Origin of the sequence: Mycolicibacterium llatzerense (genome assembly GCF_000878195.1) — a bacterium.
GTDB classification, from domain to species: domain Bacteria; phylum Actinomycetota; class Actinomycetes; order Mycobacteriales; family Mycobacteriaceae; genus Mycobacterium; species Mycobacterium llatzerense.
On record NZ_JXST01000032.1, the window covers coordinates 1 to 25,003 of the forward strand.

Below are 25,003 nucleotides of genomic sequence, written 5' to 3' on the forward strand. Positions count from 1 at the left end.
GAAGAACCGCCGCCGCCCCCGCCGCCCAGCACCGCCGCGGCCGCGCCGCCGGCGACGACGTCCGCGCCGCCGACCGGGCCGCGATATGTCACGTACCGCATTTGGGGCACCAAGGCGCCGCTCGACCGTATTTCGGTGACCTACACCGACGCCGCGGGACGCCAGCGCACCCAGCAGAACGTCTACATCCCGTGGATGATCACTCTGACACCGATCTCGATGTCAGATGTTGGCTCGGTCCAGGCGTCCAGCCTGCTGCGGCTGAGCCACCTGAATTGTTCGATTGTGACCAGCGACGGCCAGACCCTGGCCTCGCAGACAAACGATGATTGGCAGACGAGCTGTTAAATGCCGTACAACGCTGAGACTTCAACCCGGTCGCGTGTGACCGGCGGCAGCCCCGAGCAGTTGGACCGTCTTCTGCTCGGTGGCTGTGTGGCCCTGTGGCTGGCGGCCCTCGGCGCCGGCGTGGCGGCCGTCGTCGCGCTGGTGGACCTCGGTACCCGGCACCCGTCGGGTGCTCCGGCGGCGCACACCCCGTGGCTGCTGTACACCGTCATCGGGGTGTCGGCGGCCGTGATCGTGGGTGCCATCCCGCTGTTGTTGCGGGCCCGTCGCGGTGGGGCAGCCCCGTTGCCGCTGCTCGGGGGCGGGCCGTCCGCCGAAGACCGCAGCCCTGCCGGCGAACCCCCGCAGAGCGCGCTGCGATCCTTCGACGACCCGGTGGTGCGGCGCTACTCGGCATCGCCGGCGACCAGCATGGTGGGCTTTCCGATAGCCGCGGTGGATCAGCTGTGGCTGCGCTGCACGCTCGGGATCGCCGCCGCCATGGGCGCCGCGACGTTGTTCGTCTTCCTGGGCGCGTACATGCTGGCCGACCGCCACGACGAGCTGGCCTGGATCCTGTACGGCCTCGCAGTTGTCCTCACCGTGGCCATGGTGGCCATTCCCTGGTACTGCCTGCGTGGTCTGCACGCGGTGCTGGAGGCTTCTGCCGAGGACGCCCGCACGGCTTAGCGGTCGGCGCCACCGGCGGTCGTTGCTGACATCGCCGAACGGTCGCGGGAAACTACGCCTGGCACAGCCATTTTCGTCGATCCCGGTGCTGAGTTGTCGTCCGAATCAACTGCCATGATCCAGGTCTGACCACCGAGAGCAACGGGGTGGCGGAATTCTGCCCGATTCTCCGCCACCCAGTTGCTCTCGCGGATGCAAGTCGCCAAGCCCCGACGCTCGGGGATCACTGCGTCCACGGTGAAACGGGGGCGGCCGGGGATGTCCGCATGTCGAGGGCCGTCCACAAGAGCGGCCTGTCCCGCCCGCTGGCGATCTCGCGAGTTCAGCACCTGGATCGGTGCGGCGTTTGCGCCGTCACCCAGCTGAGTCTGCCCTGAGGGTGTACAGCACTCGACATTTCCCGCCCGCAGGGCGGAGTCAACGGCGAGAGAATCCGGTGGGGTAGGGGAGTGGACCCCGAAAACGACTTCGGCCCGGTCTGGTGGAAACCAGACCGGGCCGAAGTCGTAGATCGAACTAGTGGTGGCCGTTGGACCCGTTGGGCGAAATCTCGTCCTGGTATTCCTTGAGCGCGGTGAGTGCCTTGTGCTCGGCGGCGTGTTCGGCGTCGGCGAGGGCGGCTTGTTCGACGGCAGAGTCGGCGAACAGGAAGCTACCGGTACCGGGCGAGCCGGCCGATCCGAGCTTGTTCATGCGCTTGGGCAGTGCGGCACCCTGGTACTCCAGCGGGATCGGGTGGCCGTGGTCGTCGACCGGGCCCAGCGGCTGGTGCAGCTCGACGTACGCGCCGTGCGGCAGCCGCTTGAGGATGCCGGTCTCGATACCGTGCTCGAGAACGGCGCGGTCGCTGCGCTGCAGGCCTACACACCAGCGGTAGGTGAGGTAGTAGACGATCGCGGGCAGGACGACCATGCCGATGCGGCCGATCCACGTGGTGGCGTTCAGCGAGATGTCGAACTTGAGCGCGATGATGTCGTTCATCGCGGCCAGGGTCAGCACCATGTAGAACGCGATGGCCATGGCACCGATGGCGGTGCGGACCGGCACGTCGCGCGGACGCTGCAGCAGGTTGTGGTGCGCGTCATCGCCGGTGAACTTCCGCTCCAGGAACGGCCAGGCGATCAGCAGACCGAACACCACGCCCATCAGCAGGGCGACGCCCATCACGGCCGGGATGGTGTGGCCGAAGGGGTAGAACTCCCAGGCCGGCCAGATACGGGCCAGGCCTTCGGTCCACATCATGTAGAAGTCGGGCTGGCTACCGGCGGACACCTGCGAGGGCTTGTAGGGGCCGAGCTCCCAGATGGGGTTGATCTGCAGCAGACCGCCCATGATGCCCAGGATGCCGGTGACCAGGGCGAAGAACGCGCCGCCCTTCATTGCGAACACCGGCATGACGCGCACGCCGACGACGTTCTTCTCGGTGCGGCCGGGGCCGGGGAACTGGGTGTGCTTCTGGAACCACACCAGCGCCAGGTGGGCGCCGATCAGGGCCAGGATGATGCCCGGGATCAGCAGGATGTGCAGGGCGTACATCCGCGGGATGATGATGTTGCCGGGGAAGTCGCCACCGAACAGTGCCCAGTGCATCCAGGTGCCGATGACCGGGATACCGAGGGTGATCGAGGAGAGCGCGGCGCGCAGGCCGATGCCGGACAGCAGGTCGTCGGGCAGCGAGTAGCCGAAGTAGCCCTCGAACATGGCCAGGATCAGCAGCAGCGAGCCGATCATCCAGTTCGCCTCACGCGGGCGACGGAACGCGCCGGTGAAGAAGATGCGCGCCAGGTGCACCATGATCGACGCGGCGAACATCAGTGCGGCCCAGTGGTGAATCTGGCGGACGAACAGGCCACCGCGGACCTCGAACGAGATCTCCAGGGCCGATTCGTAGGCGCGCGACATCTGCACGCCGCGCAGCGGCTGGTAGACGCCGTTGTAGACGACCTCGACCATCGACGGATCGAAGAACAGGGTCAGGTACACGCCGGTGAGCAGCAGCACCAGGAAGCTGTACAGCGCGATCTCACCGAGCATGAAGGACCAGTGCGTCGGGAAGACCTTGTTCAGCTGGCGGCGTACCGCGGCCGACGGGTGGTACCGCGAGTCGATCGCATCGCCTTGTGCGGCAGCGATGTCAGCGAGCTTGGGACTCATGATTTGCGCTCCCAGAATGCCGGTCCGACGGGTTCGATGAAGTCGCCGTTGGCGACCAGGTAGCCCTCTTTGTCAATCGTGATCGGCAGCTGCGCCAGGGCGCGGGCCGCCGGTCCGAAGATCGGCCGCGCGAAGTGCAGCGCGTCGAACTGCGACTGATGGCAGGGGCACAGAATGCGGTAGGTCTGCTGCTCGTACAGCGACGAGGGGCAGCCCAGGTGCGAGCACACCTTGGTGTACGCGAAGAAGTCACCGAAGTTGAAGCTCTCCTGGCCCTGGCGCTTGACCACGCGGCTCAGGTCCTCGGGCTTGATACGGATGAGCATCACCGGGTTACGCACACCGAGGGCGATCTTGGACAGCTTCTCGTGCGACTCGAGGGTGACGCCGTCCCCGTCGGACTCGCGCCACGGGAACACGGTCTCCATGCCGCCCGCGTCGAGGTCCTCGGGACGCATCTTCACGAAGGGGGACTCACCCGGCAGGCCGGTGGCCCGGGCCAGGTAGATGGTCTCGCCGTGGAAACGCGGGGTCCAGCCCGACGTCCACAGGACGGCCTTCTTGCCATCGGCGGTCGGCACGACCGGCTTCCACGGGTTCTTGATCAGACCGCCGATGAAGGCGACCGCGGTGCCCAGGCCGAACGCGCCGAGGCCGACGCCGAGCGACAGGCCGATCAGCTTGCGGCGCTTGAGGGTCGAGCCCTCGAGTGCATCGGTCAGGTTGGCCGCGACGGTGGCGCGATGGATCTCAGGGGAGGCGCCGTCGTGGCGGTCCTGGATCGAGATCTCCTCGGGGATGAACTTCTTCTGGAAGAGCACCGCACCGATGCCGATCGCGAGGATCGACAGACCGAAGGTCAGGCCGTACAGCGGGGTGGCCAGCGAGTAGATGAACTCACCGTCGGACTCGAACGGCTTGTACTCCCACGGCCAGAACAGGAACACCAGCAGCAGGGCCAGTCCGGAGAGACCACCGAGCAGCAGCCAGGCCGCGACCTGACGCTCGGCGCGCTTCTCCGCCTTGGTGCCCTCGACGGGCCAGCGGGGCTCCTTGAAGACGGTCGTGACGCCGTCGATCTTTCCGCCCAGTTCGACGAGTTCTTCGCGCGACATCTCGCGCAGTTCCGCGTCACTGGGAATGTTCACGTTCTCGCTCATGCGCGAGCTCCGATCCACATAGCCGCGCCGATCACGGCGACCATCCCGATAATCCACATCGCCATGCCCTCGGGCGCGGGGCCGAAGCCACCGAGGCCGTAGCCGCCCTGGCTGCGGGCATTCGCCGACTCATGGACGTAGGCGACGATGTCGCGCTTCTCCTCCGGGGACAGCTGGCGGTCCGAGAACTTGGGCATGTTCTGCGGGCCGGTGAGCATGGCGGTGTACACCTGCGCCGGCACTTCGGCTGCCTTGCCGAGGTCGGGCGCGTACTTGCCCGACGACAGCGCGCCACCCTTACCGGTGAAGTTGTGGCAGGACGCGCAGTTCAGGCGGAACAGGTCGCCACCGCGGGCGACGTTCTCACCGATGAACGAGTGCTGGTTGATCTGGCCGTTGGCGTCGCGCGGAACCTGGGGACCGCCGCCGTTGGCCTGGATGTAGGCGCCGAGGGCGTCGATCTGGTGCTCGTCGAACGCCGGGTCCTTGCGGGCAGCCTGGGCCTCGCCGCGCATGGCAGGCATGCGGCCGGTGGACACCTGGAAGTAGACGGCCGCGTCGCCGACGCCGATGAGGCTCGGGCCGCGGTCCTTCACACCCTGCAGGTTGGCGCCGTGGCACGAGATGCAGGACGTTTCGAACAACTGCTTGCCCGTACGCAGCAAAGCCAGCTGCGACTCGTCGGCGACCGCGACCTGAGGCCGCGGCGTCAGGGTGGCCGCGAGGCCACCAGCGACTAGAAGTCCGAGCAGCAGCAGCATTGCTGCTGAGAGGCGCCGGTGTAACCGACGACGGGACTTGCTGGTCATCGAACCCCTTCTCATCGACGAGTTGGTCATCGGACGAAGTAGATGGTGGCGAACAGGGCGATCCACACGATGTCGACGAAGTGCCAGTAGTACGACACAACGATGGCAGCGGTGGCCTGGGCCGGCGTGAACTTGCTCATCTTCGTGCGGGCAAGCAGGTAGACGAATGCCACCAGACCGCCGATGACGTGCAGGCCGTGAAAACCGGTGGCCAGGTAGAACACCGAGCCGTAGGCACTGCCGGGAATGGTGGTGCCGTGCTCGACCAGGTGGATGTACTCGTAGCCCTGGCCCAGCACGAAGAACAGGCCCATGAGGAACGTGATCACGTACCACCGGCGGAGCCCGAACACGTCGCCGCGCTCAGCCGCGAACACGCCCATCTGGCAGGTGAACGACGACGCGACCAGCACCAGCGTCACCGGCACCGCGAGGGCCAGATTGAGTTCGGTCGGCTTCGGCGGCCAATCGCCGCCGGCCTGGGCACGCGCGGTGAAATACATTGCGAACAGGCCAGCAAAGAACATCAACTCGCTGGAAAGCCACACAATGGTGCCGACACTGACCATGTTCGGCCGGTTCAGCGAATGCACCCTCGACGTGATGGCGGTTCCGGAGGTACCTACAGCGCTCGTCACAGCGGTAAGTATGACGCTTTGTAGTTGTTGAACTCCACCCGGGTGCCGACATTGGTCATAATCGGGTTCGTGCCAACCACCGATCCCCATCAGGAACCGATCACCGACGGGCCCCAGTGGCCCCAGATCCTGGGCCGGCTGACCACCGGCCAGAACCTTGCCGTGGGTCAGGCGGGGTGGGCAATGGACCAGGTCATGACCGGTTCCGCGACCCCGGCGCAGATCGCTGCATTCGCCATCGCGATGAAGATGAAGCGGCCCACCTCCGCGGAGGTGACGGAGCTCGCCGACGTGATGTTGCGACACGCCCGAAAAGTGCCCGCGGACGCGCTCGCGGCGATCGGCACCGATGTCGTCGACATCGTGGGTACCGGAGGCGACGGCTCCAACACCGTGAACCTGTCCACGATGGCGTCGATCGTCGTCGCCGCATGCGGAGTGCCGGTGATCAAGCACGGGAACCGGGCGGCGTCGTCGCTGTCCGGTGGTGCCGACACCCTGGAAGCCCTGGGTGTGCGGATCGACCTGTCGCCGGGAGACGTCGCCCGCTCGGTCACCGAGGTGGGCATCGGGTTCGCGTTCGCCCCGCAGTTCCATCAGTCCTACCGGCACGCGTCGGCCGTGCGGCGGGAGATCGGGGTGCCGACGGTCTTCAATCTCCTTGGGCCGCTCACCAATCCGGCGATGCCGCGGGCTGGTCTCATCGGCTGCGCGTGGGCGGAACTGGCCGAGGTGATGGCAGGCGTGTTCGCCGCGCGCGGCTCCAGCGTCCTGGTGGTGCACGGCGATGACGGGCTCGACGAGCTGACCACCACGACGACGAGCACCATCTGGCGCGTGCAGGCCGGCACCGTGGAGCGGCTGACGCTGGATCCGGCGGCGTTCGGTTTCGCTCGCGCTGACCTCAGCGAGTTGCGTGGCGGTGACGCCACGGCCAACGCGGAGTCGGTGCGCGCGGTACTGGCCGGCCAGGCCGGTCCGGTCCGGGATGCCGTGGTGCTCAACGCCGCGGGGGCCATGGTGGCTCATGCCGGGCTATCCAGCGACGCCCAGTGGGTGCCGGCGTGGGAGCGTGGCCTGGCCCGCGCCACCGAGGCGATCGATTCGGGCGCGGCCGAGCAGCTGCTCGCGCGGTGGGCTCGGTTCACCCAGAAGGTCTGACCGCTGTGCCTGCTGCGCCGCCGCCCGGGCCGACCGGGCGGTGGCGGCCCACTCGGCCCACCTCCCGGCCGCGGTGATCGGCAGGCAGTAGCCCGCCCCTGATTCGGTGTCGGTGCGCACGATGCGCACACCGGGCGCGGCCAGCCAGCGCACGATGAGCGCCACCTCCTCGACGGGCGCGCCGCCCAGCGGCCGCTCTGATGTCAGGATCACCTGTGCCGCAGCGGATATCGCGTCGACGACTGGCATCGGCGGGACCCGCCGCGGCGCGTTGCCTGCTGCCGCCAATTGGCCGTACCGGACCACGACGAGGTGCCAGCCGCCGGCACCGTCGGGCCGGGCGGCCACCAGTTCCGGCAGCGTGGTCAGGGCCCGCAGGCGCTGACCGCGCCACAGTCCGTCGATGACGGTGGCGGCATGGTCCCGGAGCCGTGCCGCGGTCTCGTAGCGGCCTTCGGCCGCCAGGTCGTCGATGTGTTTCAGTGCTGCGCCGAGTGCGGAATCATCAACGCCGGCAATGTTTTCCGCGGCCCGGCCGGCGAATTCGGCATAGCCGCCGGCGGTGATGCCACGGGGCGCCGGACACGGCGACAGTTCACGCTCCGGGCACTGCGGCCCGTGCTCGGCTGCCCGGGCCAGCCGTGTCGTGCAGGTCCGCACTCCCGTGAAGCGGGCCAGCAGCAGGGCCGCGTCGACGGCGTCGGCATGGGCCCGGAACGGGCCGACGGCCCGGTCGTGCCGCGGTGCCCGGATCACGCTGAAACGGGGGAACGCCTCGTCGGTGAGCACCACCCACCACCATTTGTGCGGAGCCTTCGAGCGCCGGTTGTAGGGCGGCGCGTGTGCGGCGAGCAGCCGCAGTTCGCGAACCCCGGCTTCCAGCTCGTGGGCGCACTCCACGTGATCGACGCGGACGGCCAATGACGCCATCTCTTTCATGCGGGCGCGCGGGTCGGCTCCGGTGAAGTACTGCCGGACCCGGCGGCGCAGATCGACCGCGGTGCCGACGTAGAGCACCTCCTCGGACGGCCCGCGAAACAGGTACACGCCAGGGGAGTTCGGCAGTGCGTCGGCGAGCTTGCGGTTGCGGCGCTGTGCGCTGGTGACGTTGGGGAGATAGCCGCGCAGCTCGGCCAGCGTGTGCACACCCTGGTTGCCGATGCGCTCCAGCAGCCCGTGCAGCACGTCGACAGTGGCGCGCGCGTCGTCGAGGGCCCGGTGGGTGGGCGTGGTGGTGGCGCGGAACAACCGGGCCAGCTCCGAGAGCCGGACGCTCGGCGCCTCCTCCCGGGTCAGCACGCGGCGGGCCAGCTTGACCGTGCAGAGCACCGGCGGGTTGGGCCAGGGCAGCTGCGCGCGTTCGGCCGCGGCCCGCAGGAAGCCGATGTCGAAGCCCGCGTTGTGGGCGACCAGGACGGCGCCGCGACAGAACTCCAGAAATGCGGGCAGCACCGATTCGATGCGCGGGGCGTCGCAGACCATGGCCGTGGTGATCCCGGTCAGCTGCACGATCTGGGGCGGGATGGCACGACCGGGGTCGATCAGGGTGCCCAGTTCGCCGATGATCTCGCCGCCGCGGACCTTGACGGCGCCGATCTCGGTGATGGCGTCCCAGCCGCCGCCGGTCTCGTCCGCCCGGGCCCGGCCGCCGGTGGTCTCCAGGTCGACCACCACGAACGTGGTGTCACGCAGCAACGCCTCATCAAGATCGAAAGCCAGCTGGTCGGTGGCGCTGCCGGAGCCCATGACGCGACAGTAGGGGCCGGCACCGACAAGAAATCCCATCGATGTCATTCCGTTATCGGGTTGCTGATCAGGCGCACTTTTTGTCGGTGGACGTCGCTAGCGTGCGCCTCAACCGATAAAGGAGTCAGAGATGAAGATGGACAACGGGCCGGTGAAGATCGACTGCGACGACTGCGCGGTGCGTGGTCCCGGCTGTGGTGACTGCGTGGTCAGCGTTTTGCTGGGTGTGCCCGAGACTTTGATGGACGACGAGCGCCGCGCACTGGAGGTACTCGCCGATGCGGGCATGGCGCCGCGTTTGCGGTTGGTGCCGATCGGCCGTCCGAAAGACCAGATCGGGCCCGCGTCAAGTGCTACGGGCGTAGCGTGACGACCCTCACATTGTGATGCTGGTTAACAGGATCGGGGGGCGGGCTGATAGATTGGCCATTCCCGTTGGACAACGCCGATGCCGTTTCGTAACCTATCTGAGACCTCACTGAGTTCGAAGCGGCTCGAACCCGCAGTTGTAAGGACGCGAAATCTTGAGTCTCCACCGCACACACCGCACCATATGCGGTCTTAAACGACCAGTAGCCGGTGCGATCGCGGGGCTCACCATACTTGGTAGCGTATTTGCGGGCAACGTCCAGGCCGATCCGGCGGACGACGCCGTAGCAAAGCTCAATGAGCTCTCGCGCCAGGCAGAGCAGACCACCGAGGCCATGCACGCCGCGCAGCTCGATCTGAACAAGAAGCTGGCCGCCGCGAAGGCCGCCGACACCAAGCACGAGGCCGCCGCCGCAGCCGCGGACGTCGCTCAGGCCGACCTGGCTACCTATCAGACGTCTGTCGACAAGATTGCTGCAGCGCAGTACATGGGCGGCCGGACCGACGGCATCGACGCCATCCTGACCGCGGATTCCCCGCAGGGCCTGATCGACCAGCTCTCCGTCCAGCGCGTGATGGCCAGTGAGATGGCCGCGCAGATGGCCAACTTCCACAGTGCCTCCGATGCCGCTACCAAGGCCGAGGCCGACTCGGCCAGGCTCGCCGCCGAGTCCAAGACTGCCGCCGAGCAAGCCGCCGCGGTACGTGCTGATCTGCAGTCCAAGCAAAGCAAGCTGCAGGTGCAGATCGCCATCGTCAAGTCCCGCTACACCGCGCTGACGCCGAGTCAGCGCGAGGCATTGGCGGCCCTGCCGCCGGCCCCGGCCGCCCCGCCGGTACCCGCTCCGGACGCCCTGCCGCCGGCTCCGGGTGACGATCCCGCCATCAACGCTGCAGGCCCGACCCCGCCGGTCGAGGGCGCACCCGTAGTGCCCGACGTCGCCGGCGGTACCGCTGCCGGCGCCATCGCGGTGCAGGCCGCGCTGACTCGCATCGGCGATCCCTACTCCTGGGGTGCGGCCGGCCCCGGCGCGTTCGACTGCTCGGGCCTGGTGATGTGGGCCTTCCAGCAGGCCGGCATCTCGCTGCCGCACTCGAGCTACGCGCAGGCGGCCGGAGGCCAGGCGGTGTCGCGCGACCAGATGCAGCCCGGTGACGTCGTGACCTACTACTCCGACGCCTCGCACGTGGGCATCTACATCGGCGACGGCATGATGGTCCACGCCTCGACGTTCGGTGTGCCCGTGCGAGTGGCGCCGGTCGACAACGCACCGATCTACAACGTGCGTCGCTACTGAGCCTGTCCCGACGTCTGCCACGACGGGCTGTCCTCGGCCTGCTCGCCGCTGAGGCGGCGGTGGCCGCAGCGATACTGAGCCGCGGTCGCGCGAACGAGGCCGCCCCGTCGCAGCCCGGGCCGACACCGCCGACGTCTTCGTCGCCGGCACCGACGACCATCCGGCTGGCTGACGGCCGCGCCGTCGAACTCCTGGTCCTGGACCCCGGCTCGACCCTGCCGGGCCGCATCCCCGCCGAACTCGACGGCGCGGTCGCCGCAGTCACCGAATTCTGGGGCGACGACTGGCGCCGTCAGATCACCATCGTGACCACCGGCACCGACGAGGAATTCCAGGCACTGGCCGCCGGGCGTCAGGAGTTTGCCGCGGCCACCACCGTCGACCGTATCGTGTTCGCCCCCGGCGCCGCCAAGATGGGGCCCGGCGCGCTCCGAATCGTGTTGCGCCACGAGCTTTTCCACTATGCCTCCCGGCCCGTCACGGCCGCCGATGCACCCTGGTGCCTGACCGAGGGCGTCGCCGACTACGTCAGCCGCCCGCGCACCCCACGCCCCGCGCCCGCCGACATGGCGGTGCTGCCCGGCAACGCCGACTTCCAGGTCACCGGGCCGGCGCTGTCGCTGGCCTATGACCGCGCCTGGTGGTTCGCCCGGTTCGTCGGCGGGCAGTTCGGCGATCCGGTCCTGCGCCGGCTGTATCTGGCCGCGTGCGGCGTCGATCATCCAGACCTCGACACCGCGCTGGCCGCCGCCCTCGGCATGGATCGCGACGCGTTGACCGCTGCGTGGCAGCGGTGGCTCGCGGCCCCGGGCTGACGCGATAGCCTGACCGCGATGTCTTCCCCGTCGCCCAGCTCGCCCCGGACATCCCGGGTGCTGCTGCTGACCAACGACTTCCCGCCCCGCCGTGGCGGCATCCAGTCGTATCTGGAGAGCCTCGTCGGCGAATTGCTCGGCCGCGGGTCGCACGAGCTGACGGTGTACGCCCCGAAATGGAAGGGCGCGCCCGAATACGACAAGGCTGCCGCGGCCGCCGGATATCAGGTGGTCCGCCACCCGACGACGCTGATGGTGCCCGAACCGACCGTCGCGCTACGGATGCGCAAGCTGATCGCCGAGCACGACATCGACACCGTGTGGTTCGGCGCGGCCGCGCCGCTGGCGCTGTTGGCGCCGCTGGCCCGCGACGCCGGGGCGACCCGGATTGTCGCCAGCACGCACGGTCACGAGGTGGGTTGGTCGATGCTGCCCGTCGCGCGAAACGCGTTGCGCCACATCGGAAACAACACGGACGTGGTGACGTTCGTCAGCCACTACACGCGCAACCGGTTCGCCGCGGCGTTCGGGCCCGAAGCCGCGCTGGAATACCTGTCGCCCGGGGTGGACGTGGACCGCTTCGTCCCCGACGAGGTGGCCCGCGCGGAGCTGCGGGCCCGGTATGGGCTGGGGCAGCGGCCGGTGATCGTCTGCCTGTCGCGACTGGTCCCACGCAAAGGCCAGGACATGCTGATCCGGGCGTTGCCCGCCATCCGGGAACGGATCGACGGTGCCGCGCTGGTGATCGTCGGCAATGGGCCGTACCGCGACGATCTGCGGAAGCTGGCGCAGCGCTACGACGTCACCGACCATGTGGTGTTCACCGGCGGCGTGCCCGGCGACGAGCTACCGGCTCACCACGCGATGGCCGACGTCTTCGCCATGCCGTGCCGCACCCGGGGGAGCGGCCTCGATGTCGAAGGGCTCGGCATCGTCTTCCTCGAGGCCTCCGCGTGCGGCGTGCCGGTCGTCGCCGGCGACTCCGGCGGCGCACCGGAAACCGTCGTGGAAGGAAAGACCGGCCACGTGGTCGACGGTCGCGACGTCGCCGCCATCGCAGCAGCCATCGGCGACATCCTGGCCGACCCCGACCGGGGCGCCGCGATGGGCGCCGCCGGCCGTCAGTTCGTCGTCGACAACTGGCAGTGGAAGCTCAAGGGCGAGCGGCTCGCCGAGCTGCTCTGACCGCGCTCAGCTGTAGAGCGCCGCGATCTCGGCGGCGAACTTCTCGGCGACCACCTTGCGCTTGACCTTGAGCGTCGGCGTCAGTTCGCCGGTGTCCTCGGTGAAGTCGACGGGCAGAATCTGGAACTTCCGGATCGCCTCGGCCTTGGACACCGTCTGGTTGGCGTCGTCGACGGCCTTCTGGATCTCGGCGACCAGCGCCGGGTCCGCGGCCAGGTCGCCCACCGAAGCGCCGGCGTCCTTGCCGTTGCGCTGCTTCCAGCCCTCGAACGCCTCGGGATCGATGGTGATCAGCGCGGCGATGAACGGCTCCTGATCGCCGACGCACATGGCCTGGCTGATCAACGGGTGCGCGCGCATCACGTCTTCCAGCGGGGCCGGGGCGACGTTCTTGCCGCCGGCGGTCACGATGATCTCCTTCTTGCGCCCGACGATCGACAGGTAGCCGTCGTCGTCGATGGCGCCGAGATCACCGGTGTGGAACCACTCGTCGGTGAAGGCTTCGCCGGTGGCGGTCGGGTTCTTCCAGTAGCCGCTGAACACCACGCCGCCGGAGAGCAGCAGCTCGCCGTCTTCGGCGATGCGCATGTTGTTGCCGGGCACCAGCTTGCCGACGGTGCCGACCTTCAACTCGTTGATCCGGTTGACGGTGATGGCGGCGCTGGTCTCGGTCAGGCCGTAACCCTCGTAGATGGTGACGCCGACGCCGCGGTAGAAGTGGCCGAGGCGGGCGCCGAGCGGGGCGCCGCCGGAGATGGCGCCGACGCAGTTGCCGCCCAGTGCGGCCTTGAGCTTGCCGTACACCAGCTTGTCGAACACCGTGTGCTTGAGGCCCAGCAGCAGACCGGCTCCACCGGTGTCCTGCGCCTTGCTCCACTCGATGGCCGTGTCGGCGGCGATCTGGAAGATCTTGCCCTTGCCGTCGTTGCGGGCGTTCTGCTCGGCGGTGTTGTAGACCTTCTCGAACACGCGCGGCACCGACACCACCAGCGTCGGCTTGAAGACCCCGAGGATCGGCACCAGGTTCTTGATGTCGCTGGTGAAGCCGAGCGTCACCTGGTTGCTGAAGCCGGCCACCGCGACCGCGCGGGCCAGCACGTGCGCCAGCGGCAGGAACACCAGCAGCTTCTGGCCCTTGGCCAGCAGGTCGGGGAAGCAGGCCTTGACGCCGCGCAGCTCCGAAAGCAGGTTGGCGTGGGTCAGCTGGCAGCCCTTGGGGCGGCCGGTGGTGCCCGAGGTGTAGATCAGGGTGGCCGGGTCGCTCGACTTGATCGCGGCCAGGCGGGTGTCCAGCTCGGCACTGTCCACCGCGGCGCCGGCGGCGGCCAGTTGATCGAGGGCACCGCCGTCGATCACCAGGACCTCACCGAGCGCGGGCACCTCGGCCCGGATCGACTCGATCTTGGCGGCGTGGGCGTCGGCCTCGGCGAAAGCCAGGACAGCGCCGGAGTCGGCCAGCACATGCCGGATCTGGTCGGCGGCGGAGGTCTCGTAGATGGGCACCGTCACCGCGCCGATCGACAGGATCGCGAAGTCGATGATCGGCCACTCGTAGCGGGTCGCCGACAGCAGCACCACCCGGTCACCGGGCTTGACGCCCTTGGCGATCAGGCCGAGGGCGGTGGCCCGAACCTGGGCCGCGACTTCTGCGCTGGTCACGTCGGTCCAGGTGTCGCCGACCAGGCGCTGAATGGCTACGTGGTTGGGGTCGCCGCGCTCGAGGGAGTACACCGGGGCGACGACGTTGTCGTACTCGCCGATGGTGAACGATGCCGGAACGCTGAACTCACGCACGGTGTGGCCTTTCGGGTCGTGGCAGTGCACCGACAGCAATGCCGTGCTCAGCGTAGTCGGGTGCTTCATCACACTGTGGGGGCGTATGTGAAGCTGGTGGGGATGAACAGCATCCAGATCGCCGACGAGACCTTCGTGTGTGCCGACCCAGCCGCTGTCGGTGCCGCCGTGGCGAACCCGAGCAGCTGGCGGCGATGGTGGCCGGACCTGAAGCTGACGGTCGTCGAAGACCGCGGTCCGGCAGGGCACCGGTGGACCGTCACCGGCGCGCTGACCGGGACCATGGAGGTCTGGCTGGAAACCGTCATGGACGGTGTCGTACTGCATTACTTCCTGCACGCCGAGCCGACGGGCGTGTCCGGCGCCGCGCTGGCCGAGCTGAACCTGGCGGAGCTCAACCATCGTCGCCGGGTGGCCGGGAAGAACATGGCTTTCGAGATCAAGACCGACCTCGAGCGGACCCGCCCGGTGGGCGTGTCCCGGTTGGCCTGAGGCTCGCATCACCCGACCAGGGCTGAGCGCTGGCGGTACATTGAGAGCTCGGCAGACGGGCGCCTCGCGCCTGCGCCGGCATCGTTAACTCGGGGAAGTGGACACGTGGCGGACAAGACTGCGCAGACCATCTACATCGACGCCGACCCGGCGACCGTGATGGACGTCATCGCCGATATCGGCTCATATCCGGACTGGGTCGCCGAGTACCCGGAGACCGAGGTGCTGGACGTCTACGCCGACGGTTACCCGAAGACGGCCCGGATGGTTCTCGACGCCACGGTGCTCAAGGACACCATGGTGTTCACCTACCAGTGGCCCGCCGACCGCCGGTCGGTGAGCTGGTCCCTGGTGTCCAGCTCGCTGCTGAAGGCCCTCGACGGCACATACCGCTTGTCGCCCAAGGGTTCTGGCACCGACGTGACGTACGAACTGTCGGTCGACCTGATCATCCCGATGATCGGATTACTCAAACGCAAGGCGGAGCGCCGCCTGACCGACACGGCGCTCAAGGACCTGAAGAAGCGAGTCGAGTCTGATTGACACGGACCCTGCTGGGCGCGCCCGGATCAGTCTGTTCGTCGGTAAGGGTGGAGTAGGCAAGTCGACGGTGGCCACGGCCACCGCGGTGCGTGATGCCCGGGCCGGGCAGCGGGTGCTGATCGTGTCGACGGACCAGGCCCACTCCACGGGCGACGTGCTCGGCGCCGACGTCCAGCCGACCGGCTTACGGGTGCCCACGCAGGTGCCCGTCGACGACGGCGCCGGCGTCATGCTCGATGCCCTGGCGCTGGACACCCTGGCGCTGCTGGAGGCCCGGTGGCGAGAGGTGGCCGCGGTACTGGTCGCCCGGTTCCCGGAGTCCGATGTGGGAGACGTTGCACCGGAAGAACTTTCGGCACTGCCCGGGATTCAGGAGGTGCTGGGGCTGCACGAGGTCGCGGAGCTGGCGGCCTCAGGCAACTGGGACCACGTGATCGTCGACTGCGCCTCGACCGCCGACGCCATGCGGATGCTGACACTGCCCGCGGCGTTCGCCCTCTACCTGGAGAAGGCCTGGCCGCGGCACCGGCGGCTGTCGGTCGGTCTGGCCGATGCCAAGACGATCGCCATGGTGACCCTCGTCGAGCGCCTCGCCGGCGCCACCGAGGCGCTGGGCGAGCTGCTGGACCAGCCCGACGTCACCGCGCACCTGGTGCTCACCCCGGAACGGGTGGTGGTGGCCGAGGCGGTGCGGACGCTGGCGTCGCTCACCTTGATGGGTGTGCACGTGTCCGAGCTGATCGTGAATCAGGTTCTGATCCAAGACGATTCGTACGAGTACGTGAACCTGCCCGCGCACCCCGCATTCGACTGGTACGCCGAGCGCATCGCCGAGCAGCGCAGCATGCTCAGCGACCTGGATGCGGCCGTCGGCGACGTGCGTCTGGTGCTGGTGCCGCACCTGGCCGGCGAGCCCATCGGACCGAAGGCGCTGGGGGAGTTGCTGGAGGCGTCGCGGCTGCGGCACGGCGCTCCACCGCCCGCCCCGCCGCGCCCCATCGTCGACCGCGAATCGGGCTCAGGATTGGCTGCTGTCTATCGGCTGCGGATAGAATTGCCGCAAATCGACCCGGAGTCGCTGACTCTTGGCCGCGTCGACGATGACCTCATCATCGGCTCGGGTGGTACCCGGCGCCGGGTCCCGTTGGCATCTGTCCTGCGCCGTTGCATCGTGACCGGCGCGTCATTGCGCGGCTGCGAACTGACTGTCCGTTTTCGCCCTGACCCGGAGGTGTGGCCCAAGTGACGCACACCAATTTCGGGGCTGAATCCCTCGGCGACCTACCGATGGACCTGCGACTGCTGGCCCAGGCCCTCATCGACAAGATCGATCCCGTGGTGCGGCTGTCCGTGTCGATGCTCGCCGACGGTGAGAATCCGAGCGACTGCAACCAGGTGTGGTGCCCGGTGTGCGCCCTGGTCGCGTTCGCCAATGACGAGCAGCACCCGATGCTGACGGCAATCGCCCAACACAGCACCACTTTTCTGGACGCGGTGCGCGCCGCGCTCGCCGACCAGGGGCCTGCCGGCCCGCACCCGGAGCCGCCGACGGATCCGTCCGGTCCGGGTGGCAAACACCGTCAGGCCGACGAGTCGCCGTCGAGTCCCGCGGGCCCGGGTCGTTACCAGTCCATCCCGGTCTCGGTAGAGGAATAACCAGTCCGCCGCGGGCTGTGGTCCGGCCGACAGTCGCGAGTAAGGTTGTCGCAGGGCACCGTCCGGGCGTCTTCAGCGGGAGGTTCGATGTTCTTCTGGTTTTACAAGTACATCTTGATGGGCCCGTTGCTGCGTCTGCTGGGCCGTCCGAAAGTCACGGGGCTCGAATACGTCCCCGATCACGGCCCTGTGCTGCTGGCCAGTAATCACCTGGCTGTCGTCGACAGTTTCTACCTGCCGCTGGTGCTGCGCCGCCGGATCTTCTTCCTGGCCAAGGCCGAGTACTTCACCGGTACCGGGATCAAGGGCAAGCTGATCAAGTTCTTCTATTCGTCGACCGGTCAGGTGCCGATCGACCGCACCAATGCCGATTCCGCGGCCGATGCGTTGACCGCCGCGGCCAAGATCCTGGACAAGGGCAAGCTGCTCGGCATGTATCCCGAGGGCACTCGTTCTCCCGACGGCAAGCTGTACAAGGGCAAGACCGGCCTGGCCCGCATCGCGCTGGAGACCGGCATCCCCGTCATTCCCGTCGCGATGATCAACACCGACGTGGTGAACCCGCCGGGCAGCAAGATGTGGCATTTCGCCCGCGTCGAGGTGAAGTTCGGCAAGCCGATGGACTTCCGCCGTTTCGAGGGCCTGGCCGGTAACCGGTTCATCGAGCGCGCCGTGATCGACGAGGTCATGTACGAGCTGATGCGCCTGTCCGGCCAGGAGTACGTCGACCTCTACGCAGCGGACGTCAAAGAGGGAAAAACCCCGCCGGCCGCGATCAAAGCGGGCTGAGCTAGGTCGTCGCCGAGATCGGCGCGACGTGCTCGGTGGCGGCGGCTGACGGCGTGCCGCGGCCGGTGATGGTGCCCGCCGCGGCAATGACGGCCAGCCCCCACCACACATAGGAGCTGCCGACCACCTGGCGCCACAGCGTCGCGTCCACCTCGTGGTGCTCGGGCAGGAGCCGGATCGGGGTACAGACCAGCAGGAACACCCCGACGGCGCTGACCGCAGCGAGGGCGGCACTGCGTTCCCGGTAGGCGAGCACCGTGATGGTCACCAAGGTCGGCACGACCCACACCCAGTGGTGTGACCACGACACCGGCGACACCACCAGGCCGAACATCGCCACGCACATCAGGGCCAGCACCGGCTGTCCCGCGCGCAGCACCCGATGTGCCGCCCACACCGTCAGCGCCAGCACCGCGAAGCACAGCACCACCCAGAGCACGAACCGCGGCGTCGCCGACATCCCGAACCGGGCCAGCGTGCCCGAGATGTTCTGGTTGGTGTTCAGCGTCGCGGTACCGATGCGGTCGGTGTTGCGGACCGTCTTGGTCCAGTACTCCCACGAGTCGCCCCAGGCCAGGGCGAACGCGAACAGCGTCACCGCGACCGACGACGCCACCGTGGTCAGCAGCGCGCGGAAATCGCGACGCAGCAGGAAATACAGCAGGAACACGGCCGGGGTCAGCTTGAGGGCGATCGCCACCCCGAGCAGGACACCGCGAGGCCAGGGCGTGCGGCGGGGGACGCAGTCGGCGATCACCAGCGTCATCAGGACGACGTTGATCTGACCGAAGTTGAAGTTGGACCGCACCGGTTCGAGGAACAGCACGGCTGGTCCGACGATGGCGGCGGCCAGCCAGCAGCGGCGGGCCAGCGCCGAGCCGCCGAACTGCGACTGCGGCCAGACGTCCAGCCTGGTCAGCACGATCACGATGGACACCAGCAACAACACGAACGTCGTCACCGTGATGGCCACGCTGGCCCCGGGCAGGGGGAGCCAGGCGAACGGCGCGAACATGATCGCGGCCAGCGGCGGGTAGGTGAACGGCAGGTCGATGCCAGCCTCGGTGCGGAAGATCGTGCTCTCGTTGTACAGCGGGGTGTTGTTCAGCCAGGCACGGCCGCCCATCCGGTACACGTCGATGTCGATTCGGTACGGCGTGTGGCCCAGCAGCCGCCAGGCGCCCCATACCAACGTCAACGCGGCCAGCAACTGCAACAGCCGCCAGGCCAAGGTGGGCCGCAACCCGGGTCTGATACGCATCTCGCCGGACAGCCTATCGGGGGGACCGGCGCGTCGGCGCCCTGCGGGGCAGTGACACGCATACACGGGCGTAAGTTTCTTCACCGTGCGGTCGCCCCTACCTACGGAGTTCGTGTCCAGTGGGCGGCTGCCGTTGTTGTGGTGCCTGATTGCGTTCATCTTGACGTTTTTCGTCACCCGCACCGTGGTCCGTTATATCCGGGCCCACGCCGACAACCCGGCGCCGCGCAAATGGTGGCAGCCGCGCAACATCGGCCACGGCAGCCTGCACATCCATCACGTGGTGATCGGCATCGTGCTGGTGATGGTGTCCGGGGTGACGATGGTGACCCTGGCGGTCGACGGCGGCGTCCCCGAATTCACCGTGGCGGCAATCGTTTTCGGTATCGGTGCGGCCCTGGTCCTGGACGAGTTCGCGCTGATCCTGCACCTGTCCGACGTGTACTGGGCCGAGGACGGCCGGACGTCGGTGGACGCGGTGTTCGTCGCCGTTGCGGTGGCGGGACTGCTGGTCCTGGGATTCAACCCGCTGTCGTTCTTCGACATCACGGTCTGGCGCGACGACCAGGACGTGACCGCCCGGATCGTGGTGGTGGCGCTGGCCCTGGTCACCCTGGCGATGGCGGTCATCGTGCTGCTCAAGGGCAAGGTGTGGACCGGCCTGGTCGGGATGTTCATCACACCGCTGCTGGTCATCGGGGCGATCCGGCTGTCGCGGCCGCACGCGCCGTGGGCCCGTTGGAGGTACACGAGCCGGCCCCGGAAGATGCACAAAGCGCTGGAACGCGAGCGGTGGCTGCGCCGGCCGGTGGTGCGGGCGAAGCTGTGGTTACAGGATGCGATCGCGGGTATGCCAAAGTTTCCCGACGACGCGGCCGTGGACCAACAGCTCGACCGCGAGATCCATGCGGCACCCGCGCCGCCGGACCGAATCCCGACCGAGGTTGCCTGAATGAAGTACTTCTACGACACCGAGTTCATCGACGACGGCCGCACCATCGAGCTGATCTCGATCGGTGTCGCCGCCGAGGACGGACGCGAGTATTACGCCGTCTCCTCGGAGTTCGACCCGGACCGGGCGGGTTCCTGGGTACGCAAGAACGTGTTGCCGAAGCTGCCGTCGCCGTCGTCGAAGGTGTGGCGCTCGCGCCGCCAGATCCGGTCGGACCTGGAGGACTTCTTCAACATCGACGGCGACGAGCCGATCGAACTGTGGGCCTGGGTCGGCGCGTACGACCACGTGGTGCTGTGCCAGTTGTGGGGTCCGATGGCCGACCTGCCGCCGGCCATGCCGCGCTTCACGCGCGAGCTGCGGCAGTTCTGGGAGGACTGTGGCAGCCCGCGGATGCCCGCACGGCCACGCGACTCGCACGACGCGCTCGTCGACGCGCGGCACAACCTGGACCGCTATCGGCTGATCGCCGAGATGATGACAGCGCCCCGGTAACTCACCAAGCGCGGAACGGCACGCTGGTGACGGCGGCGTCGTTCGCGCCGAACTGCACCGTCAGCTGCAGCGTCCACAGCCCGGGCCGCGGCGCGGTCGCATAGGTGCTGTGCCAGCGGCCGTCCGGACCCGCGGTGAACCGCACGGGCAGTGAGGCGATCTCAGCACTCGACAGGGTGCCGCGCATCGCGGTCGCGCCGGGCGCAGTGATATCGATCGGGATGGCGCCGTGCCGGGTGGTGTCGAGATGCACCTGTGCCTGACGGCCCTGATCCAACGCGGCAGTGGCGGTGAGCGGCGGGCCGTAGGTGGTGCGTGCCGGTGGTTCACCGGTGAGCACCGTGGTCAGCACCAGCACCAGCACCGCGAGGGCGGTTTCCAGTGGCACGGTGCGGCGCAGCCGCTCGGGCGTGAGTCGGCGCCGGCCCAGATACGCCAGGGCGGCCGTCAGTGTCACCAGGAAAACCTTGGCGCACAAGGCCATTCCGTAACCGGTCGACCACAACGATTCGATGGGCGACACCTGCCGCCAGGCCTGGTACTCGCCGGTGAGCAGCACTGCCGCGACGCAGCCGAACGCCACCCGGGACCACCGCTGTAGTTCGTCGCTGCGCCGAGCCGGCAGCACGACCAGCGTCAGGACGCTCAGGCCGCCCACCCACAGCGCCATGGCCAACAGGTGGATGGTGGTGACGGTCGTGGCCAGCCACGGGTCGGGCCCGGCCGCGGCGTGCCCGGAGGCGGCGATGCCGGCCGCGAGCCACCCGGCGGCGACGGCGAACAGCGGCGTCCCCAGCCGGGCGTTGCGGACCAGCGCTATCGCCGCCACACCCAGCAGCGCCACCTCGGCATAGAGCCCCGTGCCGGTGGTGGCGGTGTCGATGACGGTCGCGGCGGCCAGCAGCGCCCAGCCGGTGCCGGCCAGGATGCGGGTCCGGCGCAGTGCGAGCGCCCACCCCCACACCAACCGGGCCGCCGCGAGAACACCGACGCACAACGCCAGGCCGGTGTACTTGAGACCGCGCGTGACATCCGATGCCGTCGATGACGAGACGACCGGACGAGCCTCCGGCGGCGCGTCCGGCGCCTGTTGCACGCCGAAGCTCACCGAGCCGGACACCTCGTGGCCGTCGGCCGACATCAGCCGCCAGGTGGCGGTATAGCTGCCGCGCGGCAGGTCCGGCGGCAGCTCCAGCTGGACGGCGGTGTTACCCGACTGCTGCCGCACCGCCTGGTCGACCCGGACACCGGAGTTCGAAATCACCTGTACCGCACCGGGAATCAGGCGAACCGGCTCGTCGAAGGTCAGGGTGACCCGACTCGGTGCGGCCGGCAGGGTAGTGCCGTCGACGGGATCGCTGGAGACCAGGACGGCGTGCGCGTGCGCGACGGGAGCCGGCAGCAGGAGCGCGAGCAGAGCCGCGAGCAGGACGACCGGCAGCGCGGCGACCGATCTCAATTCTTTCGTCGTGACATCGCCAGGTTAGCGATCCCCAGCAGCAGCGCGACCACCGACACGGCCAGCGCCGTCAGACCCGGCCACGCCGGTGCCGCGGACGCGGGGGCAGCGGCCGCGGGTCGGTCGTGGTCGCCGCCGCCGGCGGGCTTCAAGTGCAGGGCGGGCGCCGGATGCTCGGGCTCGGGCTGCCCCGGATTGGCCTTCTCGTTCCAGTTCACGACCTTGCCGTCGTTGTAGGTCTGCACCGCCGGCAGCGCCAGCGTGTTGACCTTGGGCAGCGGGCCGGCCGAGATGGCGAAGACGTTGAACTGATGCGGCGGGATGGCCGCGTCCGGTGCGGTGGCCTTCCATTCGACGGACGAGACGTACTCGGTGACCTCGACGCCGTCGTCGTCCTTCTGCGGGGTGGGCAACTTCTTCTTGGTGAGGGTGGCCGTCCAGCCCGCCTTCTGCTGGGTGCTGACCGAGATGATCGGCTGGTCGTCGGGCAGCACGACCAACAGGGCGGTGGTGGACGCGGTGTCCGATTCGGTCGGGACGCGGAAGTTCAGCACGCCCCAGCCGCCCTGGGTGGCGTCGCCCGTCACCTTGACGTGGGCCGCGGCCGGTGCGGCCAGGGCGACGGCGCAGGCGGCCGTCGCAGTGATGGCGGCGACGGTCTGAAAAGGCTTGGGCATGTTGTCCTTTCGGGGCACTACGAGGGTTAGACGGCCATGACGGCGAAGGTGGCGCTCATGCCGAGCGCCATGAGCAGGTCGGCGTACGGGCGCTTCGGCCCGCGTACCAGCAGATAGAACCACCACAACGCGGCGATGCAGAACGCGACCGCGAGCGCGGCGCACACCACGACGAGCCAGACCGGGGGAGTCACCGCGACGGCGCCGTGGCCGAGATGCGCGCTGTGCGGACCCGAGGCCTGAGCTCCCGAACTGGCCGCTGCGACCGGCAGTCCGGCGTTCGGGGCCATGAGCAGGCCCATCAGCGCCATCGCGGCCATCATCGCGCAGTGGTAGACGGGGTGCGGCAGGTCGAACCCGAACAGCGCCAGGTAGGCGAAATACAGCGCTCCGGCGGTGAACACCAGGGCGTACAGCAGCGGTGACACCCGCATACCGGCCGGCCACAGCATGGCGATCATGCCCACCGACGCCAGCGCGTGCATCGCCCCGACCCCGCGCTGCTGGGGTGCGCGCCGTCCGGCGCCCGCGAACAGCAGCGCCGCCACCACGAACACGGCGGTCAGCGCCCAGCGCAAGGCGGAGTCGGCGATCACGCTGTCATTAGTCGTATGAAACCGGTCTTCAGTTCCCGGCGGCCTTGGCCCGCATATCGGGTTGCGATCGGTCCAACGGTGTCAGTGCCACGCCCAGCCAGCAGACCGCCAGTACCGCGGCTGCCACGAAGCCGGCCAGCGGCCACCACACGGCGACGCGCGCCGGCGACGTCTGGCACCACCAGACCGCCCCGAATCCCGCCGCGGTGGCCACGCCCGACAGGTACAGCGCCGCACAACACACGCGAAACCGCTTGCGCCACAGCGCTGTTGCCGATGCCACCGCGGCCAGAGTGAAGAGCACGGCGACGACCTTCAGTACCCACCGATGAGTTTCGGACCAGCAGATGCCGGCGGACACCGCGAGTACGACGACCGCGACGGCGGTGGGGTAGCGGCGCGCAGGGCCGATCCAGACCTCGTCGAACACCCGTCGCCCGATGGCGCTCAGGGTGTGTTCGAGATCGATGGTGTGGTGGGTGGACAAGCCCAACTCCGTTCAGTCTGCAGAACAGTCTCGCAGAGTTGGTCGGATGAGTGGGGGCGCGGGTTCCGTACCGGCTCATCGTGGTGCGATTGCGGAGTTCACCAGGGCCGGGGCGGAAGTTTCGTTCGAATGGCTGGCGACGGTGTCGGGGTACGTGACCTATCTGCCGCCGTTGGCCCAGCGTAGTGCTTCTAATGCCACCGCAACCTTCACGCTGGAGTGTTCCAGCGGCTGCGGTAACAGCTCATTGGCGCGAGTGAGCCTGTTTAGCAACGTGTTTCGATGCGTGAAGAGGCGAGCAGCCGCGCGTGAGGCGTTGCACTGCGCATGGATGAAGGTCAGAACGGTCCGCTGGAGTTCAGGATCGGCCATCGCCAAATCCCCGAGGGTGTGTTTGATGAATCGCTGCGCCGGTTCTGGGTCGGCGGTGACCAGGGCGGCGAGCTCGACATCAGCGAAGCTGGCGACCCGCCGGCCGGCGCCGAGCCGGGCCATGATGCGTTCTGTGGTGACGGCATCAAGGTGGCTGCGCCGGAACCCGTCGATTCCTGCCGCCGTGGGCCCGAGAGCGATCCGCACCCCTGGCAGTTGATCGACCGCGGCGTAGACACGATCCAGGTCGGGGCCGGTTTCTCCGGGCACCCACACCCATCGGGTGGCGGCATCGGCCAGCACCGACAACGGTCGGGGGCCGTCGACGGTGTGGGTAAGCGCTTCGGCGGCGCGGTCCAAGTCGGCCAAGTCAGTGTCGGACTCGTCGCCCCAGATGACAGCTGCGGTGTGGCTCTGTCCAAGGTGGTATCCGAGCTTGTTCTCGGCGTGCCGCTCGGTGATGGCCGCCCCGTGCAGAATCAGCGTCACGACTTCCCGGCGCTCGGCATCCGTGCCGCGGGTCAGCGCGTCGCGTTCGATCCGGAGCTGTCGGTGGATACCGGCGATGGTCGCGTCGATGAATGCGGTGATCGAGCGCGCTGACACCTCGAGCAGTTCTCGTTGTTCGGCCGAATCTGAGGTCAGATCGAATACGATCCGCATCCACTGGAGCCAGACCATGTTGTGACCGATCCGGTACGCGTCCAACAGCGCTGATTCATCGAGCCCGCGCCGAATCAGGTCGCGTGCGATGGCCAACGAGTCGGCTCCGACATTGGCTGCGACCGGCTCTCCGGGGTGACCGATATTGGCAGCGGCCCAGTGCAGCTGGTTTGCCCGGTTGCTGCGGCGGACTTCCCCGGCGAGAACCGGATCGTTCACGATGGCCGGCGGCATGTAATCCGATGCCAGCGTGGCGGCATGCAACTCGTCGAGCCAGTCTTGGGGAACGTTGATGACTTTCTCGGCGGCCAGCCGCATCAACTCGCAGACTCGCGGTGACGGCGGCTCCCAGCCGGGTGGCTCCATGCAGCACAGCCTATGACACGACGGCACTATGCATAAGTAGATAGCAATA

Annotated in this window: 25 protein-coding genes and 1 pseudogene; 14 read left to right on the plus strand and 12 right to left on the minus strand. The window is 68.4% G+C overall.

Annotated features, from left to right (window positions below):
- Together TL10_RS20610 and TL10_RS20615 are read left to right on the plus strand one after the other, a co-directional pair.
- Positions 1 to 348, plus strand: a 348-nt coding sequence (locus TL10_RS20610) for an MmpS family transport accessory protein (protein ID WP_043987102.1), incomplete at its 5' end; no start/stop codon positions are given.
- A gap of 36 nt (positions 349 to 384) precedes the next feature.
- Complete coding sequence (locus tag TL10_RS20615; protein ID WP_234711498.1) at positions 385 to 1,017, plus strand: DUF2561 family protein; 633 nt, start codon at positions 385 to 387, stop codon at positions 1,015 to 1,017.
- 516 nt (positions 1,018 to 1,533) lie between these two features.
- On the opposite strand, the gene qcrB is transcribed toward TL10_RS20615, so the two are convergent.
- The 4 genes from qcrB to ctaE are packed head-to-tail and all read right to left on the minus strand — an operon-like array spanning position 1,534 to position 5,778.
- A complete protein-coding gene (qcrB, locus tag TL10_RS20620) occupies positions 1,534 to 3,171 on the minus strand; it encodes a cytochrome bc1 complex cytochrome b subunit (protein ID WP_043403283.1) in 1,638 nt (545 codons plus the stop codon).
- Positions 3,168 to 4,331: a cytochrome bc1 complex Rieske iron-sulfur subunit gene (gene qcrA, locus TL10_RS20625; protein ID WP_043403280.1), complete on the minus strand. Its 1,164-nt coding sequence runs from the start codon at positions 4,329 to 4,331 to the stop codon at positions 3,168 to 3,170. Before qcrA ends, qcrB begins: the two co-directional genes overlap by 4 nt.
- The gene (qcrC, locus tag TL10_RS20630; protein WP_043403277.1) at positions 4,328 to 5,140 is read right to left on the minus strand and encodes a cytochrome bc1 complex diheme cytochrome c subunit; all 813 of its coding nucleotides are present in this window, start codon (positions 5,138 to 5,140) and stop codon (positions 4,328 to 4,330) included. The genes qcrA and qcrC overlap by 4 nt, the downstream gene beginning before the upstream one ends.
- Positions 5,141 to 5,166: 26 nt before the next feature.
- On the minus strand, positions 5,167 to 5,778 hold the full coding sequence (gene ctaE / locus TL10_RS20635) for an aa3-type cytochrome oxidase subunit III (protein WP_043403275.1): 612 nt from the start codon (positions 5,776 to 5,778) through the stop codon (positions 5,167 to 5,169).
- A gap of 69 nt (positions 5,779 to 5,847) precedes the next feature.
- Between ctaE and trpD the strand changes: the two genes are divergently transcribed.
- Entirely contained in the window at positions 5,848 to 6,939 is a 1,092-nt protein-coding gene (gene trpD / locus TL10_RS20640) for an anthranilate phosphoribosyltransferase (protein WP_231575724.1), read from the plus strand.
- Here trpD and TL10_RS30270 read toward each other — a convergent pair.
- Positions 6,877 to 8,733 (minus strand): annotated as a pseudogene (locus tag TL10_RS30270) (DEDD exonuclease domain-containing protein); the annotation flags it as partial. The gene trpD and the pseudogene TL10_RS30270 overlap by 63 nt on opposite strands.
- An 82-nt stretch (positions 8,734 to 8,815) precedes the next feature.
- Between TL10_RS30270 and TL10_RS20645 the strand changes: the two are divergent.
- The 4 genes from TL10_RS20645 (at position 8,816) to TL10_RS20660 (ending at position 12,352) form a co-directional block, all read left to right on the plus strand.
- Complete coding sequence (locus TL10_RS20645; protein ID WP_043987105.1) at positions 8,816 to 9,055, plus strand: hypothetical protein; 240 nt, start codon at positions 8,816 to 8,818, stop codon at positions 9,053 to 9,055.
- 154 nt (positions 9,056 to 9,209) lie between these two features.
- Positions 9,210 to 10,352, plus strand: coding sequence for a peptidoglycan hydrolase RipC (gene ripC, locus TL10_RS20650; RefSeq protein ID WP_043987106.1), 1,143 nt, complete (start codon positions 9,210 to 9,212; stop codon positions 10,350 to 10,352).
- A 59-nt stretch (positions 10,353 to 10,411) separates the two neighbouring features.
- The gene (locus TL10_RS31475; RefSeq protein WP_234711499.1) at positions 10,412 to 11,167 is read left to right on the plus strand and encodes a basic secretory family protein; all 756 of its coding nucleotides are present in this window, start codon (positions 10,412 to 10,414) and stop codon (positions 11,165 to 11,167) included.
- A gap of 18 nt (positions 11,168 to 11,185) precedes the next feature.
- The gene (locus TL10_RS20660; protein WP_043987108.1) at positions 11,186 to 12,352 is read left to right on the plus strand and encodes a glycosyltransferase family 4 protein; all 1,167 of its coding nucleotides are present in this window, start codon (positions 11,186 to 11,188) and stop codon (positions 12,350 to 12,352) included.
- A gap of 6 nt (positions 12,353 to 12,358) precedes the next feature.
- Here the strand turns inward: TL10_RS20660 and TL10_RS20665 are convergent, their stop codons facing one another.
- Entirely contained in the window at positions 12,359 to 14,146 is a 1,788-nt protein-coding gene (locus TL10_RS20665; protein WP_043987146.1) for an AMP-dependent synthetase/ligase, read from the minus strand.
- Positions 14,147 to 14,248: 102 nt separating this feature from the next.
- On the opposite strand from TL10_RS20665, the gene TL10_RS20670 reads away from it, so the two are divergent.
- The 5 genes from TL10_RS20670 (at position 14,249) to TL10_RS20690 (ending at position 17,626) form a co-directional block, all read left to right on the plus strand.
- On the plus strand, positions 14,249 to 14,638 hold the full coding sequence (locus tag TL10_RS20670) for a polyketide cyclase / dehydrase and lipid transport (RefSeq protein WP_043987109.1): 390 nt from the start codon (positions 14,249 to 14,251) through the stop codon (positions 14,636 to 14,638).
- 105 nt (positions 14,639 to 14,743) lie between these two features.
- The gene (locus TL10_RS20675; protein WP_043403264.1) at positions 14,744 to 15,181 is read left to right on the plus strand and encodes an SRPBCC family protein; all 438 of its coding nucleotides are present in this window, start codon (positions 14,744 to 14,746) and stop codon (positions 15,179 to 15,181) included.
- On the plus strand, positions 15,177 to 16,427 hold the full coding sequence (locus TL10_RS20680) for an ArsA family ATPase (RefSeq protein WP_390892782.1): 1,251 nt from the start codon (positions 15,177 to 15,179) through the stop codon (positions 16,425 to 16,427). Before TL10_RS20675 ends, TL10_RS20680 begins: the two co-directional genes overlap by 5 nt.
- On the plus strand, positions 16,424 to 16,837 hold the full coding sequence (locus TL10_RS20685) for a hypothetical protein (RefSeq protein ID WP_110789166.1): 414 nt from the start codon (positions 16,424 to 16,426) through the stop codon (positions 16,835 to 16,837). The genes TL10_RS20680 and TL10_RS20685 overlap by 4 nt, the downstream gene beginning before the upstream one ends.
- Before the next feature lie 87 nt (positions 16,838 to 16,924).
- Entirely contained in the window at positions 16,925 to 17,626 is a 702-nt protein-coding gene (locus TL10_RS20690) for a lysophospholipid acyltransferase family protein (RefSeq protein ID WP_043403258.1), read from the plus strand.
- A 1-nt stretch (position 17,627) separates the two neighbouring features.
- Here TL10_RS20690 and TL10_RS20695 read toward each other — a convergent pair whose 3' ends face one another.
- Positions 17,628 to 18,887, minus strand: coding sequence for a glycosyltransferase family 87 protein (locus TL10_RS20695; protein ID WP_043403255.1), 1,260 nt, complete (start codon positions 18,885 to 18,887; stop codon positions 17,628 to 17,630).
- 112 nt (positions 18,888 to 18,999) lie between these two features.
- Here TL10_RS20695 and TL10_RS20700 point away from each other — a divergent pair, with 112 nt between their 5' ends.
- Together TL10_RS20700 and TL10_RS20705 are read left to right on the plus strand one after the other, a co-directional pair.
- Positions 19,000 to 19,839, plus strand: coding sequence for a hypothetical protein (locus tag TL10_RS20700; protein ID WP_234711500.1), 840 nt, complete (start codon positions 19,000 to 19,002; stop codon positions 19,837 to 19,839).
- Positions 19,840 to 20,334, plus strand: coding sequence for a polyadenylate-specific 3'-exoribonuclease AS (locus TL10_RS20705; protein ID WP_043403249.1), 495 nt, complete (start codon positions 19,840 to 19,842; stop codon positions 20,332 to 20,334). It abuts the gene before it with no gap.
- Between the two features lies 1 nt (position 20,335).
- Here the strand turns inward: TL10_RS20705 and TL10_RS20710 are convergent, their stop codons facing one another.
- The 5 genes from TL10_RS20710 to TL10_RS20730 all read right to left on the minus strand — a co-directional run bounded on the left by TL10_RS20710 (position 20,336) and on the right by TL10_RS20730 (position 24,954).
- Positions 20,336 to 21,793 (minus strand): copper resistance CopC/CopD family protein, encoded by a 1,458-nt coding sequence (locus TL10_RS20710; protein WP_082068027.1) that lies wholly within the window; start codon positions 21,791 to 21,793, stop codon positions 20,336 to 20,338.
- Positions 21,790 to 22,470, minus strand: coding sequence for a YcnI family protein (locus TL10_RS20715; RefSeq protein WP_043987148.1), 681 nt, complete (start codon positions 22,468 to 22,470; stop codon positions 21,790 to 21,792). The genes TL10_RS20710 and TL10_RS20715 overlap by 4 nt, the downstream gene beginning before the upstream one ends.
- 26 nt (positions 22,471 to 22,496) lie before the next feature.
- Positions 22,497 to 23,066 (minus strand): DUF5134 domain-containing protein, encoded by a 570-nt coding sequence (locus tag TL10_RS29745; RefSeq protein WP_052506487.1) that lies wholly within the window; start codon positions 23,064 to 23,066, stop codon positions 22,497 to 22,499.
- A 28-nt stretch (positions 23,067 to 23,094) separates the two neighbouring features.
- A complete protein-coding gene (locus TL10_RS20725) occupies positions 23,095 to 23,553 on the minus strand; it encodes a hypothetical protein (protein ID WP_043987151.1) in 459 nt (152 codons plus the stop codon).
- A 159-nt stretch (positions 23,554 to 23,712) separates the two neighbouring features.
- Positions 23,713 to 24,954, minus strand: coding sequence for a PucR family transcriptional regulator (locus TL10_RS20730; RefSeq protein WP_043987111.1), 1,242 nt, complete (start codon positions 24,952 to 24,954; stop codon positions 23,713 to 23,715).
- Positions 24,955 to 25,003: the final 49 nt, after the last annotated feature.

What these genes read in the sequence shown, in the direction of transcription:
- qcrB (WP_043403283.1), bottom strand. Translation starts at nt 3,171, where the DNA reads ATGAGTCCCAAGCTCGCTGACATCGCTGCCGCACAAGGCGATGCGATC.
- TL10_RS20670 (WP_043987109.1), top strand. Translation starts at nt 14,249, where the DNA reads ATGAACAGCATCCAGATCGCCGACGAGACCTTCGTGTGTGCCGACCCA.
- qcrC (WP_043403277.1), bottom strand. Translation starts at nt 5,140, where the DNA reads ATGACCAGCAAGTCCCGTCGTCGGTTACACCGGCGCCTCTCAGCAGCA.
- qcrA (WP_043403280.1), bottom strand. Translation starts at nt 4,331, where the DNA reads ATGAGCGAGAACGTGAACATTCCCAGTGACGCGGAACTGCGCGAGATG.
- TL10_RS20660 (WP_043987108.1), top strand. Translation starts at nt 11,186, where the DNA reads ATGTCTTCCCCGTCGCCCAGCTCGCCCCGGACATCCCGGGTGCTGCTG.
- TL10_RS20705 (WP_043403249.1), top strand. Translation starts at nt 19,840, where the DNA reads ATGAAGTACTTCTACGACACCGAGTTCATCGACGACGGCCGCACCATC.
- TL10_RS20715 (WP_043987148.1), bottom strand. Translation starts at nt 22,470, where the DNA reads ATGCCCAAGCCTTTTCAGACCGTCGCCGCCATCACTGCGACGGCCGCC.
- TL10_RS20645 (WP_043987105.1), top strand. Translation starts at nt 8,816, where the DNA reads ATGAAGATGGACAACGGGCCGGTGAAGATCGACTGCGACGACTGCGCG.
- TL10_RS20690 (WP_043403258.1), top strand. Translation starts at nt 16,925, where the DNA reads ATGTTCTTCTGGTTTTACAAGTACATCTTGATGGGCCCGTTGCTGCGT.
- TL10_RS20695 (WP_043403255.1), bottom strand. Translation starts at nt 18,887, where the DNA reads ATGCGTATCAGACCCGGGTTGCGGCCCACCTTGGCCTGGCGGCTGTTG.
- TL10_RS20730 (WP_043987111.1), bottom strand. Translation starts at nt 24,954, where the DNA reads ATGGAGCCACCCGGCTGGGAGCCGCCGTCACCGCGAGTCTGCGAGTTG.